The following is a 19,317-nucleotide window of genomic DNA, read 5'->3' as shown; positions in this document are numbered from 1 at the left end:
CGCTACTGCATGACGGACGCAGGAAAGAAGAGCTATCTGAGCAATTGAGAGTCAGCCTATGTCGCGGAGATCATACCTGTCCTCAGCATCGGCACTTCATCTATCGGCACCGTTTAATCAGGCCTCGGCCCACTCCGACGAGACAGGCAATTATCTGGCAAGGTTTCCAAGACGCAGCCGGGGGTTCCGCTCAGCACGTCGATGTCGATCATCGCGCGTTGGATCGCCGTGCTGCTGCGACCGCTAGAGGTTCTGGTGGCGCATCGACGGCGTCGATTAGATCTTCCAGCAGCCCCTCCACACTGAGTTGTCCCAGCAGTCCCGGGTCGCCATCGATGAGTTCAAGCTCGTCGCTGGGTCCAAGAGACTTCACCGATGCAAACACGACGCGACTTTGCTCCGCGAGCATCTGGCCAAGAGTTTTGGGAACAGAGGTGCCGGGGCTGCCGATAACGAAGCCGAGCAAACATGTCTCGTCACTGCCTTCACCTACACGAGTAACGTACACCCCCTCAGCTGCATCGCTATCCCAGTCGTTGCCGGGTGTACGTAGATGAACATAAAGAGACTGCCCCTCTTGGACCCGCAGACTTGGGTGTTTGACGCGGGAGGGGGTTTCCAAGGGGAAGTCAATGCCGAGGTCGAGGATCTGTCGGCCTCCCGCGTCCCAGCGATCCGTTGTCACTGCGACGGCTTGCGCCAGCCTCGCGCGTTTTGCGAAGTCGGAGTTGCTGAGGGAGCCGTACTCGTCTCGCTGTAATGCACGCAATCTGTCGTCTACGTCAGTGCCTGTCCAACGATCTCGTATCACCGTCATCGCTTTGGCAAGGTCAGCAGCGCGTGCGTTGTAAGAGGCCCGGATCGTGTCAATGCGGTATGGGTAATATCTTGTAAGGCTGATGGTCATCACTCTCTCCTTCAAGAGAGCGTCGCCTCCGTTGTTGCATAAGACAACACGGCTTTGTCCGGCCCGAAATAGCGGACTTACTCAGGATAGTGCATTGGCCCTATTGGTGCGGTGGTCCCGCGGGCGGACGAAGCATCAAATTCAGTTAGGTAACCGCCGCTTCTTCTCATCCGCACGCATGGGAACCGCCGTTTCAGAAAGTCGAACGTTATCAGTTGCTTGCTAATCTCTCGTTTCGAGGGGACAAATCTATTTGGCGTATCTCGCCCAAATGAAGGGTTACAGGGACAAAGATCCCAACCAATTTCACCACCGCCAGCAGAAATTTTCAAAATTTACCTCTTGAACCTCTAGTGGCTAGAGGTCGTAAACAGAGCCATCAAAAGGATGTGGTAATGGCTCTGGATCATCAGGCAAGGTACAAATTGGGCGGCATGGATTGCGCGAGCTGCGCCGCCAAGATCGATACGGCTGTGCGTAGGATGCCCGGCGTGGAGGAGGTTTCAGTTTCTGTCACCGCCGGCACCATGACAGTTCGGCACGATGGGACGAGCGATCTCGGTGCGATCGAGAAGAAGGTTTCAGGCCTCGGCTATTCCGTTCGTCCCCTAGGGCTGAGGCTTCCGGCCCTGGCTAAAGAGCGCGATCATGCCGCCCAGGGCGCTCATCATCATGATCACCACGACGAAGACGAGCACCACGATCATCCAGCTGCAGGTAAGCATGCTATTTCCGAACTGCACTCGCATGACCACGAGCCGCTCGATGGACAGTGGTGGAAGTCGCCTAAAGGCAAGCTGACGGTCCTCAGCGGATGCGCCTTCGTGGCCGCTTACGCCTTGGGCGCGCTCATTCCAGTCTATTCCACCCTGATCTTCACCGCTGCGCTGCTGATTGGTTTGGTTCCCATAGCGCGGCGGGCGGTTATGGCGGCGCTTTCGGGCATGCCGTTCTCGATCGAGATGCTGATGACCATCGCGGCCGTGGGTGCGGTGATCATCCAAGCCTCTGAAGAAGCGGCGGCAGTTGTTTTTCTCTTTCTTGTCGGCGAGCTGCTTGAAGGTGTGGCAGCCGGGCGCGCGCGCCGGAGCATCCAGAGCCTGACTGGGTTGATGCCCAGCACCGCTCTTATGGAAAGCAATGGCAAGACGCGGGAAGTCCCGGCTGCCGATCTCGACATCGGCTCCATTGTCCTGGTGCGCCCGGGTGACCGGATTGCCGCCGACGGCTTGGTTATTTCGGGCCAAAGCGCTGTGGATCAGTCGCCGGTCACCGGGGAAAGCGTTCCGGTTGTCAAGGACGTCGGCGACAACGTGTTTGCGGGCACGATCAACGGCACGACGGTGCTTCGCATCCGCGTCACCGCCGCTGCCGCCGACAATACCATTGCCCGGGTTGTGCGGATGGTTGAAGAAGCGCAGGAGATGAAGGCACCCACCGAGCGGTTCATCGACCGTTTCTCGCGATTTTATACGCCAGGCGTCGTCGCGGTTGCCGCGCTCGTCGCCATCCTGCCGCCTCTGCTTGCCGGTGCGAACTGGGATGAATGGATCTATAAAGGCCTGGCGATCCTGTTGATCGGCTGCCCTTGTGCATTGGTGATCTCGACACCCGCAGCGATCGCTGCATCGCTGTCGTCGGGCGCGCGGCGTGGGCTGCTGATCAAGGGGGGAGGGGTGCTGGAGAGCCTCGGGAAGTTGACGGCGGTCGCCTTCGACAAGACGGGAACTTTGACATCGGGCAAGCCGCAGGTCACGGATGTCATTGCCTTCGGTCGCAATGCCGAAGAGGTGCTGCGGCTTTCCGCAGCGCTCGAGGCCGGCTCCAGCCACCCTTTGGCAACGGCTATTCTGGCTAGAGCCGCCGAGGAGGAGATCCTTGTTCCCTCGGCGGCCGGCGCCGAGGCCCTCGGTGGCAAGGGCGTCAGAGCTTCGGTGGAAGGGCAGGAGGTTTTCCTCGGCTCGGTGAAGGCGGTAGCCGAGCTGGTTGCCATTCCGATGGCGCATGGTCGGCGTATGAGTGCTCTGAAAGATGAGGGCAAGACAGTGTCCGTACTGGTGATCGGCGGCCAACTGGCTGGTGCAATTGCCATGCGGGACGAGCCGCGTGCCGATGCCAAATCCGGTATCGAAGCCTTGGCAGCTATGGGCGTGAAGACGGTGATGCTGACCGGCGACGACGCGCGCACGGCGCAATCGATCGGCACGCATGTCGGCATCGAGGTTCATGCAGGCTTGATGCCACGCGACAAGCAGCAGATCGTCCTTGAATTGCAGCGCCAAGGGCTGGTGGTTGGAAAGGTCGGGGACGGCATCAACGATGCGCCGGCGCTGGCCGCTGCCGATGTGGGCATCGCCATGGGCGGCGGCACGGATGTAGCGCTGGAAACCGCCGATGCTGCCATCCTGCACGGGCGTGTTGCCGATGTGGCCGCGATGATCCGCCTGTCCCGGCGAACCATGGGCAATATCCGTCAGAATATTGCCATCGCGCTCGGCTTGAAGCTTGCTTTCCTAGCCACGACGATCATTGGCGTCACCGGCCTCTGGCCGGCGATTTTGGCCGATACAGGCGCAACCGTTCTGGTCACCCTCAACGCGCTGCGATTGCTTCGTGTTGAAAAGGTTCAACCTGACGCCTTTGCCAGGATCGCAAATGCCTCGTAAGGTTCGAGGCCGATCGTCCCGTTCAAGCTTTCTACTGGCTTGTAATTGCTGATCAGGCATTCGCCGGTGATGTTCAGTTCGTCGGGAATCGTCAGCGTGACCTGGTGCTGGCTGAAATTGGCAACGACCACCATACGATCCGGGCCGAGCGTGCGGGTATAAACCATCACGTCCGGATGTTGGTCGAGCCATGACTGGTAGAGCCCGTAAATCACGATGGGGTGGGCTTTACGAAGTGCGATAAGCTTGCGGTAGTGGTTCCAGATCGAGCCCTCATCGGTCATCGCAGCTTGGGCGTTGACCCGGGAATAGTTCGGATTAACCTCGATCCACGGTGTACCGGTTGAAAAGCCGCCATAGGGCGCCGCACTCCACTGCATCGGCGTGCGGGCATTGTCGCGGCCATTCTCATTGGCGCCCTTGATGAAATCCTCCGGCGACAGACCGGCATCCAGATGCAGTTGATGCATGTTCAACGTCTCGATGTCACGGTATTGCTCGATCTTGGTGAACGGCACATTGGTCATGCCGATCTCCTCGCCCTGATAAACGAAAGGCGTTCCTTTCATCAGGTGCAGGGCGGTGGCCAGCATCTTTCCCGATACGACCGGATAGCCAGTCGCATCTCCGTATTTTGAAAGCGCCCGCGGCAGATCGTGATTACCCCAGAACAAGGCGTTCCAGCCGTCCTCCGCTAAGGCGTATTGCCATTTGCTCAGAACCGATTTCAGCTTCACCAGATCAAACGGCTTGGAACGCCACTTGCCATAGGTCTCGTCCCATTGCTGGGTCACATGTTCGAACTGAAAGACCATGGAGAGCTCTTGCCGATCTCGGCCTGAATAAAGAAGCGCCGAGCCGGGGGTGGCACTCCAGCACTCCCCGACAGTGAGAATATCGCGGCTGCCAAAGGTCTGACGGTTCATCTCCTGAAGATAATCGTGCAGGTGCGGACCGTCATGAATGATCTCCCGGTCAACCTGCTTGCCGATATAGTCGATGACATCCATGCGGAAGCCGGCAATGCCGCGCTCCAGCCACCAGTTCATCATCTTGTAGATTTCCTTGCGGACGCTTGGATTTTCCCAGTTGAGATCTGGCTGGCGGCGCGAGAAGAGATGCAGGTAATATTCGCCGGTTTCCGGATCCAGCGTCCATGCGGGGCCGCCGAAGGACGACATCAGGCCATTGGGCGGACCGCCATCCTCTGCCGGCTTGCGCCAGACATAGAAGTCGCGAAACGGATTTCCTGGGCCTTTGCGGGACTGGATGAACCAAGGATGCTCATCCGACGTGTGATTGACGACGAGATCGAGCACGATGCCCATGCCACGATTACGTGCTTCTGCAACCAGTTGCTCGAAATCGGCAATCGTTCCGAATTCCGGTGCGATATCCTGATAATCGGAAATATCATAACCGTTGTCGTCCATCGGCGACTTGTAGATCGGCGAAAGCCAGATCACGTCAATGCCGAGAGACTTCAGGTAATCCAGCTTGCCGGTAATGCCTGGTATGTCGCCAATGCCATCGCCGTTCGAATCGCAAAAGCTGCGGGGATAGATCTGGTAAACGGTCGCGCTATGCCACCATTTGCGCTCCGTCCCGCGGGCCGTGTCCGACCGGACCTCCTTGCTCAGCTGATCCATAGGTTCTCCTGGGGCATTTTGATTGGGGAACGTCAGAGCCTTTCTACGGTTCCTGAAATCGAGGGAACCGGCGCCCATCTCGGCGGTTAGCAAAGGGGAAACACATGAAGAGGAGCATATCATGAACAGCAGACTTCCTCCCGTTCCGGACGAGAACCGTAGCCCCAAGGGACCTGGCGAACCTGCAAAGGCGGACGCCGGCAACGAGCGGGGCAGTGATCCCGCGACCGTGAACTTCGACAAGCAGGGCCAACAGGGCAACAGCAAAGTCAACACGACTAACCAGGGTTATCAGCAAGACAGATAGGAGCTTTCCATGTCTACTTCACAGAAAACGCCTGCTAGCATCCGTCAGGGTGGACCGGGCTCGAGCAAGCAGAATGCAAAAGCGCCGCTCGACCTCAGGAAGCCAGGTTCGGATGACTCGGATTCGCGCGCTAGGAGCAGCGTATCAGGTGGCGGCGGCGAAAAGGACAGCCACCATACCCATGAAAGCAAAAGCAAGGGCGGCGGATCGCGTCCCGCTCATTGATACTGCTGTTGCGTCACAGATTTCGCCACACACGAGGCCCTTCCTGCGACCTGCCGGGAGGGCTTCATTCGTCTGTGCTTTCCTCGGCGACCCGGCACGACGATGGGTTTGTAAAGATTGCATTCAGCTTTTGGCGGTAAGATCCCGTTAGCAATTCTGCCTGCCGATCAGCAGAGTTGCCCCTTTTTTGTGTTTGCGTACGGGGTCTCATGCGTATCTTGGCTATTCCGCTGGTCGTGCTTGGCTGCCTTTCCCTGGCCGGCTGCACGTCAAATGCAAGCACCGAAACAGCGGCGGCGGCCGCACCAGCAACGTCTAAGACAACGCGTCTCGCGACTTCGTCGATAGCGCCCGTGCCGGCAGCGGATGTCGGCGCGCCTTCAGCTAATCCCCAGCAAGAAGCTCTTGCGTGGAATGGGGCCATGCCTCAACCGCACGCCTTTGATGGAATGGCCACGACGGTCGGGATGCCGCTTCCCACCGAACGCCCGATTGCGGCGCTGCGACCGGCGATGCCCGATCGGATCGAGCCGGTGCCTCGAAATACCGGGCGCGCGCAGATCTACGGACATCGATTCCGGGATGCAAAGCCAATCAATTTCGGACGGGTCTCACCGCGAAAGCTCGCCGTCCACGGCGTCGACGTATCCCGCTGGCAAGGCGATATCGACTGGGCGCGGCTGAGGACGCAGGGCGCCAACTTTGCTTACATCAAGGCCACGGACGGCGGTGACCACCTCGATCCAATGTTCAGGACCAATTGGCGTAAGGCCAAGGAAGCCGGCGTCAAGCGGGGCGCCTACCACTTCTTCTACTGGTGCCGGACAGCCGGTGAACAAGCTGACTGGTTCATTCGCAATGTCCCACGCGATCCGGACGCTCTGCCACCGGTTATCGACGTGGAATACAATGGCGAATCCAGTTGCAAGGTCCGGCTGTCGCGGGCACGCATCCTGGAAAAGATGCAGGTCTTCATGGACAAGCTGGAGAAGCATTACGGCAAGCGGCCAATCATCTATACAGCCCCCGACTTCTACAGCGATAATTTGGATGGCGAATTCCTCCGCTATCCCTTCTGGCTGCGAGCAGTTGCGCAGCACCCGGCCAATGTCTATCCTGGGCGCAAATGGGTCTTCTGGCAGTATTCCGGTTCTGGCCTGACGCAAGGAGTTGAAGGCAAGATCGACCTCAACGTTTTCCACGGCAGCGAGGGCGACTGGCACAATTGGCTGGCACAGGCAGGCTGAGCAGGGAAGTCTCACCGGATGCTCGGTGAGGCTCGTGCCTACTTCGCTTCCGCACCGGCCAGCGCCGTGCCCTTCTGGGCAAGATCGACGCTTGCAACAACCGACATGCCGGGCACGAGGCTGTCCATCAGTTGCTGTTGCGGATCGATGGCGATCCGGACAGGAATGCGTTGCGCAACCTTGGTGAAGTTGCCGGTCGCGTTGTCCGATCGGATAACGGAGAATTCCGAGCCTGTCGCGGGCGCAAATCGTTCAATAAAGCCGGTGAACTGGCGGTGTCCCAGCGCATCGACCGTGAAGGTCACTCTTTGGCCCGGCAGCATCCCGTCCACCTGGCCTTCCTTGAAATTGGCGACGACCCAGACGTGATCCGGGACTATCGAGGCGATCTGGCTTCCGATCGAGACATATTGCCCAATCCGGCCAGTGACCTCACCAAGCGTACCATCCTGCGGCGCGGTGACATTGGTATTCTGGAGGTCGATGTCAGCCAGTTCGACCGCTGCCTTGGCGCTCTCGACAGTGGCTTCTAGCGACCTGCGGCTGACAATGATCGTGTTTAGGTCCTGTTCGGACACGAGCTCGGCTGCTTCTGCCTGATGCACCGCAGCCTGGGCCTGATCCAGTGCAGCCTTGTTCTTCTCAGCCTCGCTTTGCGTCGAGATATTACTTCTTAAGAGAGCTTCGGTCCGCTCATAAGCCGTTCTTGAAGCGTTGAAAGCCGCATTCGCGCTCTCAACGGCTGCCTTGGCTGACACGATCTTAGCTTCGGCCGATTTGCGGCTTTGCTCCGAGTTCGCAAGGGAGGCTTCGGCTGTCGCAAGGGTCGCCTTGGCCTGTTCCAGCTTCTGGCGGTAGATGCGGTCGTCGATCCGGACGATCAGGTCTCCCTTCTTGACCTTCTGGTAATCCTGGACCGGAACCTCGACCAGATAACCGGCCAGTTGCGGGCTGAGCAAGGTCACCTGACCCCGCACATAGGCGTCATTGGTCATCTGCACCGAGCCGCGAAAGGGCGGAAGGTTCCACGCGTAAAGGACCACGAGAATGCCGGCGAGGCCGACGACAAGGGCGATATAGGTGGCAGCGGAGCGAAACAGCGAGTTCATGGGCTTCAAATCAGTGTTGGGTTGATAGTTGTTCGGATTGAGCGGCCTTTGACCCGAAGGCTAAGCGCTCGATGAAACGGTGGCGATTGCTCCAGGAAACGTTGATCAGCAGGATTGCAATGGCTCCGACAGCAACCAGAAAGGTCGCGTAGAAAGCATCGTTATAGGCAAGCACATAGGCTTGCTGCTGCACCTGCTTGGCAAAGAGCGTCGTCCCTTGAAGAGCTCTCTGAGCCGTGTCGTTCGTCGCCTTGCTGTAGCTGGCAATATATTGCTGCATCCGGACCGCGACCAGCGGATCGGTTGGCAGGAGGCGGGACGTCAGGATGGCGGAATGATATTGCTCCCGCCATGTCACGAAGGTCCCAAACAACGCACTGCCGATGAATGCCCCGACTTTCTGGGTGAACATGAAGATGGCGAGGAAGCTCATGATATATGGCAGGCCTTTCTTGAGCGCCGCCGCAAAGCCTACCGCCATCGCCGGCGGCAGAAACAGCCCGCTGCCGAAGGCAATCATCGCCTGGCTGATATACATCTGCTCCGGCCGGGTGAGGACAGTGGCATGGCTGTCCATGAAACAGCCGGCGCCGATCAGGACCAGCGCGACCAGATGGATTGCCCATTCGCGGCCCGGCTTCATGACCATTGCGCAGAACAAACCAGACGCGACGCTAGCGACCAGGAGGATCCAGTAGAAGCCGGTCAATTGTTCGTTGAACAGGCCCAGCTGCCGGAAGAAGTTGATGGCACCCGTCGACTGCTCTGTCAGAAGCATCCGAAAAACCAGAAGAACGCCGGCGAAATGCACGATTTCCCTGGATGTGATCCAGCGAATGTCGATCAAATTGCTTTTGCGGTTAAGCTCGATAACCGTCATCAGGCAGCCGGACATGATTGCTATCACTAGCAGCCAACCCAACCAATCGGCTTCCAGCCACCAATAAAGCCGTCCCATGGTAAAGACGATCGCCATGCAACCCATGCTGATCGCCAGCAGGCCGTAACTGACGAAATCCAGAGGGACGATCACCTTGGCGCGCGGCGGCGAGGTCAGTGGCAGTGCATAAATGAAGCCGAAAATGACCAGCGCCAAGCCCAGTTCCAGGAGATAGAGCGACCGAAGATCATTGATGTCGAGCAGGGAAGGGGAGACGAGCCCGGCAATGGGCGTCGATAGCGCCAGTCCGATCAGCGCCATGCAGAGGCCGATGTTCAACTTCTTTTCCGGCGGAAAGATTTCCAGCATATAAAGGAAAGCGACCGAGGAGATCGGTGCAGCCGCGGCACCGGCAAAGAACCGAAGGGCAAGACCAGTACCGAGATCGCTCACCCACAGATGCGCTAAGCTGATCAGCACATAGGGAATGATGGCGATTTCGCAGAAATTACGGATCCCGTACTGGGTGCGCACCTTGAACAGAAATATGCCGAGGCTGACATTTGGGAAAAGATAAGCCGCCATCAGCCACGAAGCCTCGGTCTGCGTCGCTTCGAGCGGTCCCGCAATCTGTGTCAGATTAACGGAAATCAGGCTGGTGCCGAGCCCTTGCATGACGGCTGCTGTGATCGACGCAATAGCGTAGAGCAGTCTGATCAGCGGCGGCTTGGGGACAAAGGCAGGCGGCGCGGCGGGTGCTGGCGCAACAGGGGCCAGTTCTGCCCGGGCTTGTGCATTCTGATCCCGCTGTTCTTCGGCGTCGGCCGCATCCGCGCGTGCTGCAGGTTCATCCGGTGACATTGACGTCCTCCAGATCTGCGATGTTGGCAGCGATCTTTTCCAGTAGGCCGACAGCCCCATGGAGCTCGACAAGATCAATCCCTTCGAAGATCTGCTCCCTGATTTTGTCGGCCAGAGACCGTACAAAGGCCGCCTGTTCTTCTCCATGCTCGGTGAGGCCGATCAGTTTTGCCCTCCGGTCGCTGGGATCCGATCGACGCTCGATGAGCCCGTTCTCTTCCATCCTATCGAGCAGCCGAACCAGCGTGGCCTGTTCCAGTTCCAATTCGAGAGCCAGTTCGGTCTGGGTCATGTTCTGTTTCTTGGCCAGCCGGAAAAGCGCACGGGCCCGCGGATAAGTCAGGCCATGCGCGGTCACCTGCTGGTTGAAGGCAGTGCGAACCCGGCGGCTGACCTTGGTCAGCGATTCAAGAAAATCGGAAGCGACCGGTTCAAGTTCCATCGGAAGCTAAATATTAGTGTGCTAAGTTTCGACCCGTTAGTTAAACCGCCCTCGACGTCTTTTCAAGCCCAAGGCGGTAGGCAAGGAGCATATTCCGTATGTGGCAAGGCCGAGGAGGCCAGCAGATCGCTTAAGGTCGTACTCACGATCCTGCCAGAAGTTGCGCAGTAGTCACAAGCCTGGCGCCCGCTTCCGCAAACTGAGCATTATAGCGCAGAATGATCTGCTCGGCACTTTTATCCGGAAGATCCACCGTGCTGTGGCCATCCGACACGATTGTTACCTTCAGCCCCGCCGCGAGAGCGCCACTGAGTGTTGCAGCAATACAGAAGTTGGTTTGAGCGCCGACCAGCACAATCTCGCCCGCGTCCAGGCGCCTAAGCCAATCTGCGAGGTCCGGATTACTGAACGCATCACCGATCGTTTTGCCGAAGGTCGGCTCTTCCTCCCTTTGGCCCAGTGCCGGCGAGACTGGCCAGCCCGGCTGTCCAGGCGCCAAAGGATCGCCTGCTGGCCCATCATGGCGGATGAAGGCGATAGGCCGGCCCTGTTCGCGGGCCCAGGAAAGGATGTCACATACCCGTGCCACCAAAGCCTCCGCGTCGCGGAGAGCTGGCTCGGCAATGCCATCAAGCATGCCTGTCTGCAGATCGACGACCAATATCGGCGCAGTACTTGAAACAGTGTTCATCGACGGGATCCGGGCTGATGTTCTATTGCCACTATACCCCGTGATCCATGCGCTTCAAACCGAACGCAGAACAAGCGCGGCGACCTTCCGGCCGCCGCGCAGCTGATCAACGGCAGACGCGAGTTTCTTTAATGACTACGTGACCGTTACGTAGGTCTTGACCTTCTTCACCATGCAATCGTGATGACGCGGGCGATGACGATTATTGTCTGCATAATGACGCGGCGTAGGCCGTTCGCTGGTCACTACAGTGACGCTGGCTGCCTGAGACTGCGATGCAAAGGAGAGGATGGAGGTAACAGCCATGGCTGATGCGATAAGCAGGTTTTTCATATACATACCCTTTTGTTTGGCGAGCCAAGAACGCAGTCGTTCGAGTAGGGTTCCATCGCTTATAACAGTCGATGAACATGTCCTAGGCAGCGTCAGCTGCGATCTTCCTCGAACTGCGAAACCTCGAGTGGCTGCAGCCAATTCTCCCGACGCTTCACCCAAATCTCATAGGTCGGCTCGAGATCGGAGGGCGCCATGTCGAGGCTGCCTACCCGGATCTCGACGCCGTCCTCTTCAACCGCGTTGAACAAGCGCGAACCGCATTCGGGGCAAAAGCCTCGCCCTTTATAGAATATGACCTCGCCGGTGCTTTCGAACGCATGTGACGGCCAGATGCCGAAGGTCACGAAGCTTGATCCGCTTTCCTTGCGGCAATCGCTGCAATGGCAGAGGCCAATCCGCATCGGTGCGTCCTTGACGCTGTAGGTGACCGCGCCGCAAAGGCAGCTTCCGGAACGAATGATCATTCTATTTCCCCCCTTGTACGACCAGGAGCTTTGAAACAGGCCGCCGCGTGGGCGCCTGCCGTTCTTCGTGCGTCGGTGCAGACATGAGGATCAGCTGAGCGTGATTTCGCCGTCCTCTTCGCCGTCCCAGTAATGGATCCGTTCGGCATGGACCTTGATCATGGCAATCCCCTTGGTCTCGATGCCGTCATCGAACCAATGGTCGAGATCGGGTGTCCAATGCTCTTGGAATTCGGATTTGTCTCGAACCACCTCCGCATTGCCTTCGACGGCCACCGAGAATGTCTTGGAGCCTTGAAATGTTAGTGAAACTTTCGGCTGCCGCTCGATGTCTTCCACCATGCGCGACTGTTCCCAAGTGAAGTAATAGGAGTCGCCGTCGTAATCGACATCGCGATTGTTGCTCATCGGCCGCGCGGCAATGGCGCCGCCCTCCGTATGGGTAGACAGCATGGCGATGTCGATATCGCGCATCTTTTCGGCGATTTCGGAAAGGTTCATTCCGCTCATGGATTTACTCCCTTGGTTTTCATTTAAACCGCAGGAGCAAACAAACGTTCCGTCAGCGGGTGATGAGATGGGAGCGGATGGCCTCGTCGCTTTCCGTCTGCTGGACAACGACGCCGGCCCAGCCGAGACCGTTGTAATCCTCATAGCCGAGAGTCTTCGCGAAGGCGACGATGCAACCTTTATTGTCGTAGTAACTGCCGGAATGTTGTCCGGCATGCGCTGCCAGCATGAAATGCGTGAACATCAGGGCCGGGTTGGTTGCGGCGATGACACGGCTGTTGCCGTCCAGCAGCATGACGGTCGTCTTTGCAGCGACCTGCGGCGGCAGGTTGGCCTCCTTCTCGACGATCGACTGACCCTGGTTTTGCCAGTCGAAATAAACGCCCAGCGTACCAACCAGTTTGCCATCCATTTTCCCGCCTGCGCGCACGCCGGTGGCGTAGACCAAGGCGTTCTGGTTATCGTGAAGGGGGCTCGGCTTCACCTCGTCAACGATATAGTCGTCTCCGGACTTGCAGCGGCCGGCAGCGAGGAACCAGGGGTCCATCGCTAGCGACATGCTGGAGGCTTTCCGCTGGAAACGGGGATTGGCCGAGGCGATGACCTTGCCGGAAAGGTCCGTCAACACCAGGTCCAGGTAAACGGTGTAGAATCGGTTGATGACGCCCAACCGTTCGGAGGCAAAAGCTGCAGCTTCCGGGTTGGGTTCGCTCAGCGCTTGCCAGAGGGCCGCATCAGTCGCCCACCAGCGTACGTCCGCCGTGCGTTCGAAAAGATTGCGGACGATCAGCTGAACCAGCGTTTGGGCGAGATCGGTCAACCTCACTCCCTCCATTTCAGACATCAGTGCATCCGCCATCCTGCGGCTGAGACCAATCCGCCCAAGCACGTTACTTTCGAACTGTGCAGCAATATCACCGGCAATCTGAGCAAGTCGCTGAACCTCGTTGGCAACCACAGCAAAGCCCTTGCCCATATCGCCAGCGCGTGCTGCTTCAATCAAGGCGTTGATCGCCAGCAACCTGATCTGTTTGACGATGGAGGTGTTGTCGGCGCTGAAATGTTCGAGATCCTGACCGATCGCTTCGGTCAAGACGCGCATGGAGCGCGGCGTGGCGCCAAGTTCTGCTTTGTCTGCCTGAGCGGGGATCATAATATTATTCCTGACGAAAAGAATTGGAGAGCAACTAAATGTCCAAATGATGCGGCGCTATGGTTGTTACTTGGTTAAGATAAAGACTAATGATCTTGCCTGTTGGTGTTCGCTGAACCGACAAGTGCAATTTGAGTTCATTTCCCACGACAGGAACCTGAGCGGGCCGACAACGTTCGGGATCATTCGATCACCTGCGGGAGCCGCCATGTTAAATCACCGTTTTGTTTCTTTGATCGCTGCACTACTCGTTTTTCCGACGACCACCCAGGCCGCGGACGATTTCCTTGCCCCGTTGGCTGGCTCTTGGCAGGGCAAGGGCACGGCGCTGACGCGCATCGGCGCAAAGCCGATCAATGTGACCTGCAGCTTCACCATGCAGGGTGATGGCTCGAACCTGAACATGGATGGAACCTGCCGTGGCATGCTGGTTGTGAAACGAAACATCTCTGCGCGATTGCGGGCAAATGGTCAGAACTATACCGGCACCTACACAGGGCCATCGGGCCAGCCGTCGTCGCTTTCCGGCAGCCGGCAAGGCAGTGCCATCAATCTCACTGTTCGCTGGGCGCGCGTCGTCAACGGCGATCGTGTCGCTAATATGAGCTTCGAGAAGATCGGCGACAACCGGTTGCGGCTGCAGACCGTGGACAAGGATCTGGCAACGGGCAAGCAGGTGGTCACCAGCAGGATCGACCTCAGCCGCTAAGTCTATCGGTGATGCAGCAGGCAGGAAACAATCAACAGGTTGTTGCGTTGTCTGCCTAACCGCGAACCATTGGAGATGCCCGTGGATATCATCCGCATCCTGCTTGCTTTCATTCTTCCCCCGCTCGGCGTATTTCTGCAGGTCGGTCTCGGCCTGCATTTCTGGCTGAACATCCTTTTGACCCTGTGCGGCTGGCTACCCGGCATCGTCCACGCGCTGTGGGTCATCCTCAAGAAGTAAAGCCTCACGGCCGCATCTTGAGGCGACTGCGGGTGCCACTCGGACTTTCTCCGTAGTGCGCTCGATAGCTGCGGGAGAAGGACGAAGCGGAGTCGAACCCGCTGCCTGCGGCGATATCGGCAAACGAAGCGCGGCTTTCGATCACCCGGCGCCGCGCTGCATTGAGCCGCAAAGCCAGATAATGTTCTTTCGGCGCAACTCCCATCGCCGCGTGGAACAGGTCCTGCAGGTGACGGGCACTGACGCCGACCCGCTTTCCCAATCTCGACATCGGCAGCGGCGCTTCGACCGTCTGCTCCATCAGCTTCACGGCCGCCTGAACCCGGTCGTCAAGAATAGGCATCTTGCCGGTTGACGGTACTTGCACCACGTCGCCCAGGACGCGCTCCTGTTCGTAGATGAAAAGCCGCGAGACCTCGAGCGCCAGCGAATAGCCATGGGCGCGACGTATCAATTCCAGCATTAGGTCGAGCGTCGGAAGAGATCCACCGGTGGTAATCCGCTTGCCATCTATGACGAACCGGTCGCGGATCAAATTGACCTGCGGATAGGCGGTCGCAAATTCCTCAAAGTCTTCCCAATGGGTGGTCGCGGAAAACCCGTCGAGAAGGCTCGTTTCCGCCAGAACAAAGGAGCCAGTTTCGATGCCTGCAATCAGGGACCGGTGGCGCGCAGTCTGTGAAAGCTGGAATTTGAGTTCACGAGTGGCGTTCTTCTTCCAGTTGTAGCTGGACAAAACAAAAAGCGGCTCGCTCTCGCGTGCTGGCCGAAAACTGCTCGAAACTGGGATAGGGATTCCAGCCCTAGTATCGACTGGCTGCCCATCCGGCGAATGAAGTGTCCAGCGGTACAGTTCACGGCCGGCAATACGGTTGGCAGCGCGCAGCGGCTCAATCACCGACGCAACCAGTATGAGGTTCGTTTCCGGCAAGATCAGAAGATCGAAATGCTGTTCCACCTGCAATGCCTCCACCTTTGGCCGAAGGGTCTTCCGATTTTGTAGAGGATGGTGCTGAAAACGCAAAGCATTCGCCGGCTGGCTGACCCGTAATGGACAAAAACCAAATGGAGCGGGAAAGATGCCACTCAGCATGAATCGCGAGGTCTTCATCACGTGTGCCGTGACCGGCGCGGGCGACACGGTCAGCAAGTCCCGTCACGTCCCGATCACTCCGCAACAGATAGCCTCTTCTGCCATCGATGCCGCCAAGGCAGGGGCCGCAGTCGTTCATTGCCATGTTCGCGACCCCGAAACCGGCGCGGCCGCGCGTCGTGTTGATCTTTACAAGGACGTAACCGACCGCATCCGCGCCGCCGATGTAGACGTCGTTCTGAACCTGACCGCCGGCATGGGGGGCGACCTTGTATTTGGACATGTCGAGGCACCGTTCCCTTTGAACGAGAAAGCCACAGACATGGCCGGAGCGACCGAACGCGTCGCGCATGTGGCGGCATGCCTGCCGGAAATCTGCACGCTCGATTGCGGCACGATGAACTTCTCGCTCGGTGACTATGTGATGACCAACACGCCCTCCATGCTGCGCGAAATGGCGGGGCAGATGACGGCCCTCGGCGTTCGTCCTGAAATCGAAGCCTTCGACACAGGTCACCTGTGGTTCGCCAAACAGCTTGTCGAAGAGGGGCTGATCGAGGACCCGGTGCTCATCCAGCTTTGCATGGGCATTCCATGGGGCGCGCCCGATGACCTCAACACGTTCATGGCCATGGTCAACAACGTGCCCAAGCACTGGACCTTCTCGGCCTTTTCGATCGGCCGCAATGCGCTAGCCTATCCGGCAGCTGCAGTGCTGGCTGGAGGTAATGTCCGCGTCGGGCTGGAAGACAATCTTTATGCCGGCAAGGGTCAACTCGCGACCAATGCGCAGCTCGTCGACAAGGCGGTCGGTGTGATCGAGGGCATGGGCGCGAAAATCATCGGGCCAGCCGAGGTCCGCGAAAAATTGAAACTGAAGAAACGGTGAGTGCCATGGCAAAGATAGAAAAAGCAGCCTGCATCGGCGGGGGTGTCATCGGCGGAGCCTGGGCGGCGCGCTTCCTGCTCGCCGGCATCGATGTGGCTATGTATGACCCGCATCCGGAGGCGGAACGCATTGTCGGCGAAGTGCTGGCCAATGCCGAGCGTGCCTATGGCATGCTGACCATGGCGCCGCTGCCGCCGAAGGGCAGGCTCACCTTCTGCAAAACGGTGGAAGAAGCGGTTGCCGGTGCGGACTGGATCCAGGAAAGCGTGCCGGAGCGCCTCGATCTCAAGCGCAGTGTCATCACCCAGATAGACGCGGCGGCACGGCCCGAAGCCCTGATCGGCTCGTCGACGTCCGGGATCATGCCGAGCGAACTGCAGCGCGACATGAAGCACCCGGAGCGCATGTTCGTGGCGCATCCCTACAACCCGGTCTATCTGCTGCCCCTCGCGGAACTGGTGGGCGGGCAAAAGACCAGCCCGGAGACCCTGGAACTTGCCAGAGCCAAGCTTGCGCCGATCGGCATGAAGGGGGTCATCCTCAAGAAGGAGATCGAGGCCTTTGTTGGCGATCGCCTGCTGGAAGCCATTTGGCGCGAAGGCCTCTGGCTGATCCACGACGATATCTGCGACACCGAGACGCTGGACGACGTCATCCGCTATTCCTTCGGCATGCGCTGGGCGCAGATGGGCATGTTCGAGACCTATCGGATCGCGGGCGGCGAAGCGGGCATGCGCCATTTCCTGGCGCAGTTTGGCCCCTGCCTTTCGTGGCCCTGGACAAAGCTGACCGACGTTGTCGATCTGGACGACGCACTAGTCGACAAGATTGCCGAACAATCGGATGCTCAGTCCGGCGAACGTTCAATCCGCGAGCTCGAGCGTATCCGCGACGAGAACCTGGTCGGCATCATGCATGCGCTGAAGGGCGCCGATGGCGGCAAGGGCTGGGGGTCGGGCAAGATATTGGCGGACTTCGAACAGAATCTTTGGGCTCACGCGCCCAGGCGGGATTACAGGCCCACGAGAGAGCCGCTCGACCTGATGGAGATCAAGGTCCTGCCGTCGTGGATCGATTACAACGGCCACATGACCGAATTCCGCTATGCACAATGTTTTGCCGATGCGAGCGATGCTCTCCTGCGCCTCATCGGCGTTGACAGGGGTTACGTAACCGCCGGCAACAGCTATTACACAGTGGAAACGCATACACGGCTGCTCGATGAGGCGAAGCTGGGCGAGGCACTCAAGGTTAGCGCACAAATACTGCCGTCTTCCGACGGCAAGAAGCTGCATAGCTTCATGTCGCTGACGCGCGCCTCGGACAATGTCCTGATCGCCACCTGTGAGCACCTGATGCTGCACGTGTCGTCTGCCGAGGGCAAGGCCGTGCCACCCGCGCCCGCGGTCATGGCGAGACTGGAGCCCTTGATCGACGCCCATAGGGATCTTGGTGTGCCGGAGGGAGCGGGGCGTTCTGTGGGGCAGAAGCGTTGATATGAAAAGGGCGGCGGGAGGATGTAAACGGACGAATTGGAGCGGACCGGCAGAGTGCCGCTGAAGCGTCAAGCAGCGATATCGGCAATTTCGCCCGACTGCCAGATGACCTTCGGATCTGACATGTCACCGCTTTCCATGTCCACCTGAACCGAATAGGCGGCAACGCCGACAAAACGATCGGCCATGGCGCGGGCGATCTTTTCCGCGGAAGCCGCGTTGGATGCCGCCCGCATTTCGCCCGGTACGATATTGCCCCTGACCTTCTTGAACGGCAGGACGATGAACTTTTCGGCGCGGGACATGGGACTTCCTTGTTTGCAGCCACTGTCTGGATATCAAGGGGGAAGTCAACAAGCCGAATATGAAATAGCCGCGGGTTTCAGGCTCCAGTTGGTCGCTGCAATGCGTCTGCGACAAGCAGACTACAGCCAAAGTCGTGCGGTTGACAGTGCTTTGCAGCATTGAAAGACTGCCTTGACCACAGGAGAAGCGGTCTTGGAATTGCGTCTTTTCGAACAGGCTGACGTCGACAGCCTGGCTTGCCTTCTTGAAGAAATGCAAACCTATTACGGCGTGTTTTGCCCGCCGCGCGAGGCAGTGGCTTCCGGCATCTTAAACCGGCCGGCGGGCAGCGAGATTCTGGTCGCTGTTTCCGATCGCGTCGTCGGTTTTGCGGCCTTTGCCGCCATTTATCCCGGCCCGGGGCTGCAGCCAGGCTTCTTTTTGAAGGAATTCTATGTGTCCGAAACGGAACGCGGAAAGAATGTTGGGACGTCCTTGATGAAGAGGCTTGCCGAATTGGCGGTGGAGCGTGGGCTTGGCCGTATCGACTGGACGGCGGCGCTTAGCAACGCCAAGCTTCTCAAGCTCTATGACCGGCTTGGCGGGGACCGCAAGGAGGACCGCATCTTCTATCGACTGGACGGCGATAAATTGAAGGCGCTGGCAGGATCGTGATCCGGTAATCTCCTCACGGTGACCTTACCTCTTGGTTTCGGCCATTTCGGCCAACCAGGTCTTGATCAGCGACTGGTAGGGAACGTCGCGCTTGTTTGCGGCGATCTTAATGCGCTCCAGAAGGCTGCTGGGCAAGCGCAGCGAGATCGACGTCGTCGATGGCTTGAGGTTTGGCAGCCTGACCTTTGCCGCATTGCTCCAGTCGATATGATCTGCGGAATCGGTTTCTTCCCAGAACCTGCGCTCTTCGGCCTCGTTTAAGAATTCCGGTACAGTCTTATCCTGTTTGCTCATAATATCCGATCCCGGCGGCTCATGCTGCGGGCGGAAATTACTCTAATCAGTGTTTTCTCCCGACGAAGCGTGAATGTTACATGCAACAACCTGCCGCCCTACATTCAAGTCAATAAACCCGATGAGGCGCAAGCGGCTCGCCATTAACTCTCGGAGCTCTGGAAAGAGAACTACAACGCTCGTTCAGTA

The 19,317-nt window shown here is 58.4% G+C and carries 22 protein-coding genes and 1 pseudogene; 9 read left to right on the top strand and 14 right to left on the bottom strand.

The window, feature by feature from the left end:
* Positions 1–208 precede the first annotated feature (208 nt).
* On the bottom strand, positions 209–907 hold the full coding sequence (locus E2F50_RS19300) for a hypothetical protein (protein WP_133317813.1): 699 nt from the start codon (positions 905–907) through the stop codon (positions 209–211).
* Between the two features lie 395 nt (positions 908–1,302).
* Between E2F50_RS19300 and E2F50_RS19295 the strand changes: the two genes are divergently transcribed.
* Complete coding sequence (locus E2F50_RS19295) at positions 1,303–3,573, top strand: heavy metal translocating P-type ATPase (protein ID WP_133317812.1); 2,271 nt, start codon at positions 1,303–1,305, stop codon at positions 3,571–3,573.
* On the opposite strand, the gene E2F50_RS19290 is transcribed toward E2F50_RS19295, so the two are convergent.
* Positions 3,534–5,222, bottom strand: a complete 1,689-nt coding sequence (locus E2F50_RS19290) for a glycoside hydrolase family 13 protein (RefSeq protein ID WP_133317811.1) — start codon at positions 5,220–5,222, stop codon at positions 3,534–3,536. The two genes, E2F50_RS19295 and E2F50_RS19290, sit on opposite strands and share 40 nt — an antisense overlap.
* A gap of 121 nt (positions 5,223–5,343) precedes the next feature.
* On the opposite strand from E2F50_RS19290, the gene E2F50_RS19285 reads away from it, so the two are divergent.
* The 3 genes from E2F50_RS19285 to E2F50_RS19275 all read left to right on the top strand — a co-directional run bounded on the left by E2F50_RS19285 (position 5,344) and on the right by E2F50_RS19275 (position 7,001).
* Entirely contained in the window at positions 5,344–5,529 is a 186-nt protein-coding gene (locus E2F50_RS19285) for a hypothetical protein (protein ID WP_133317810.1), read from the top strand.
* A 9-nt stretch (positions 5,530–5,538) separates the two neighbouring features.
* The gene (locus tag E2F50_RS23445) at positions 5,539–5,754 is read left to right on the top strand and encodes a hypothetical protein (protein WP_133317809.1); all 216 of its coding nucleotides are present in this window, start codon (positions 5,539–5,541) and stop codon (positions 5,752–5,754) included.
* 209 nt (positions 5,755–5,963) lie between these two features.
* Positions 5,964–7,001 carry a glycoside hydrolase family 25 protein gene (locus E2F50_RS19275; RefSeq protein WP_133317808.1) on the top strand — a complete coding sequence of 346 codons (1,038 nt, stop codon included), beginning with the start codon at positions 5,964–5,966 and terminating at the stop codon, positions 6,999–7,001.
* A gap of 38 nt (positions 7,002–7,039) precedes the next feature.
* Here E2F50_RS19275 and E2F50_RS19270 read toward each other — a convergent pair whose 3' ends face one another.
* The 8 genes from E2F50_RS19270 to E2F50_RS23575 form a co-directional block, all read right to left on the bottom strand.
* The gene (locus E2F50_RS19270) at positions 7,040–8,110 is read right to left on the bottom strand and encodes an HlyD family secretion protein (protein ID WP_133317807.1); all 1,071 of its coding nucleotides are present in this window, start codon (positions 8,108–8,110) and stop codon (positions 7,040–7,042) included.
* 10 nt (positions 8,111–8,120) lie between these two features.
* Positions 8,121–9,851, bottom strand: coding sequence for an MFS transporter (locus E2F50_RS19265; RefSeq protein WP_202615486.1), 1,731 nt, complete (start codon positions 9,849–9,851; stop codon positions 8,121–8,123).
* A complete protein-coding gene (locus E2F50_RS19260; RefSeq protein ID WP_133317806.1) occupies positions 9,838–10,293 on the bottom strand; it encodes a MarR family winged helix-turn-helix transcriptional regulator in 456 nt (151 codons plus the stop codon). Before E2F50_RS19260 ends, E2F50_RS19265 begins: the two co-directional genes overlap by 14 nt.
* Before the next feature lie 142 nt (positions 10,294–10,435).
* A complete protein-coding gene (locus tag E2F50_RS19255) occupies positions 10,436–10,984 on the bottom strand; it encodes a cysteine hydrolase family protein (protein ID WP_133317805.1) in 549 nt (182 codons plus the stop codon).
* A 135-nt stretch (positions 10,985–11,119) separates the two neighbouring features.
* On the bottom strand, positions 11,120–11,317 hold the full coding sequence (locus E2F50_RS19250) for a hypothetical protein (RefSeq protein WP_133317804.1): 198 nt from the start codon (positions 11,315–11,317) through the stop codon (positions 11,120–11,122).
* A gap of 92 nt (positions 11,318–11,409) precedes the next feature.
* Complete coding sequence (locus E2F50_RS19245) at positions 11,410–11,784, bottom strand: GFA family protein (protein ID WP_133317803.1); 375 nt, start codon at positions 11,782–11,784, stop codon at positions 11,410–11,412.
* Positions 11,785–11,874: 90 nt separating this feature from the next.
* Entirely contained in the window at positions 11,875–12,294 is a 420-nt protein-coding gene (locus E2F50_RS19240) for a pyridoxamine 5'-phosphate oxidase family protein (RefSeq protein ID WP_133317802.1), read from the bottom strand.
* Between the two features lie 52 nt (positions 12,295–12,346).
* Positions 12,347–13,447: a methyl-accepting chemotaxis protein gene (locus E2F50_RS23575; RefSeq protein ID WP_133317801.1), complete on the bottom strand. Its 1,101-nt coding sequence runs from the start codon at positions 13,445–13,447 to the stop codon at positions 12,347–12,349.
* A 208-nt stretch (positions 13,448–13,655) separates the two neighbouring features.
* Between E2F50_RS23575 and E2F50_RS19230 the strand changes: the two genes are divergently transcribed.
* Together E2F50_RS19230 and E2F50_RS19225 are read left to right on the top strand one after the other, a co-directional pair.
* Positions 13,656–14,156 (top strand): hypothetical protein, encoded by a 501-nt coding sequence (locus tag E2F50_RS19230; RefSeq protein ID WP_133317800.1) that lies wholly within the window; start codon positions 13,656–13,658, stop codon positions 14,154–14,156.
* 81 nt (positions 14,157–14,237) lie between these two features.
* Positions 14,238–14,396: a YqaE/Pmp3 family membrane protein gene (locus E2F50_RS19225; RefSeq protein WP_046605997.1), complete on the top strand. Its 159-nt coding sequence runs from the start codon at positions 14,238–14,240 to the stop codon at positions 14,394–14,396.
* 4 nt (positions 14,397–14,400) lie between these two features.
* On the opposite strand, the gene E2F50_RS19220 is transcribed toward E2F50_RS19225, so the two are convergent.
* A complete protein-coding gene (locus tag E2F50_RS19220) occupies positions 14,401–15,354 on the bottom strand; it encodes a GlxA family transcriptional regulator (RefSeq protein WP_425375402.1) in 954 nt (317 codons plus the stop codon).
* A 121-nt stretch (positions 15,355–15,475) separates the two neighbouring features.
* Between E2F50_RS19220 and bcoG the strand changes: the two genes are divergently transcribed.
* A complete protein-coding gene (bcoG, locus tag E2F50_RS19215; protein ID WP_133317799.1) occupies positions 15,476–16,378 on the top strand; it encodes a 3-dehydrocarnitine:acetyl-CoA trimethylamine transferase BcoG in 903 nt (300 codons plus the stop codon).
* 5 nt (positions 16,379–16,383) lie between these two features.
* Positions 16,384–17,874 carry a carnitine 3-dehydrogenase gene (locus tag E2F50_RS19210; protein WP_133317798.1) on the top strand — a complete coding sequence of 497 codons (1,491 nt, stop codon included), beginning with the start codon at positions 16,384–16,386 and terminating at the stop codon, positions 17,872–17,874.
* 68 nt (positions 17,875–17,942) lie between these two features.
* On the opposite strand, the gene E2F50_RS19205 is transcribed toward E2F50_RS19210, so the two are convergent.
* A complete protein-coding gene (locus E2F50_RS19205) occupies positions 17,943–18,179 on the bottom strand; it encodes a hypothetical protein (RefSeq protein WP_133317797.1) in 237 nt (78 codons plus the stop codon).
* A 193-nt stretch (positions 18,180–18,372) separates the two neighbouring features.
* Between E2F50_RS19205 and E2F50_RS19200 the strand changes: the two genes are divergently transcribed.
* Positions 18,373–18,834, top strand: coding sequence for a GNAT family N-acetyltransferase (locus tag E2F50_RS19200; RefSeq protein WP_425375401.1), 462 nt, complete (start codon positions 18,373–18,375; stop codon positions 18,832–18,834).
* A 24-nt stretch (positions 18,835–18,858) separates the two neighbouring features.
* On the opposite strand, the gene E2F50_RS19195 is transcribed toward E2F50_RS19200, so the two are convergent.
* Positions 18,859–19,128 carry a BrnA antitoxin family protein gene (locus E2F50_RS19195; RefSeq protein WP_133317796.1) on the bottom strand — a complete coding sequence of 90 codons (270 nt, stop codon included), beginning with the start codon at positions 19,126–19,128 and terminating at the stop codon, positions 18,859–18,861.
* Positions 19,112–19,223, bottom strand: a pseudogene (locus tag E2F50_RS23435) (BrnT family toxin); the annotation flags it as partial. The gene E2F50_RS19195 and the pseudogene E2F50_RS23435, both read right to left, overlap by 17 nt.
* Between the last annotated feature and the right edge of the window lie 94 nt (positions 19,224–19,317).

The sequence above is a fragment of the Rhizobium deserti genome, from assembly GCF_004358025.1.
GTDB classification, from domain to species: Bacteria; Pseudomonadota; Alphaproteobacteria; order Rhizobiales; family Rhizobiaceae; genus Neorhizobium; species Neorhizobium deserti.
Note: the sequence above shows the minus strand (reverse complement) of the source record. Positions and strands in the feature narration are given on the sequence as shown.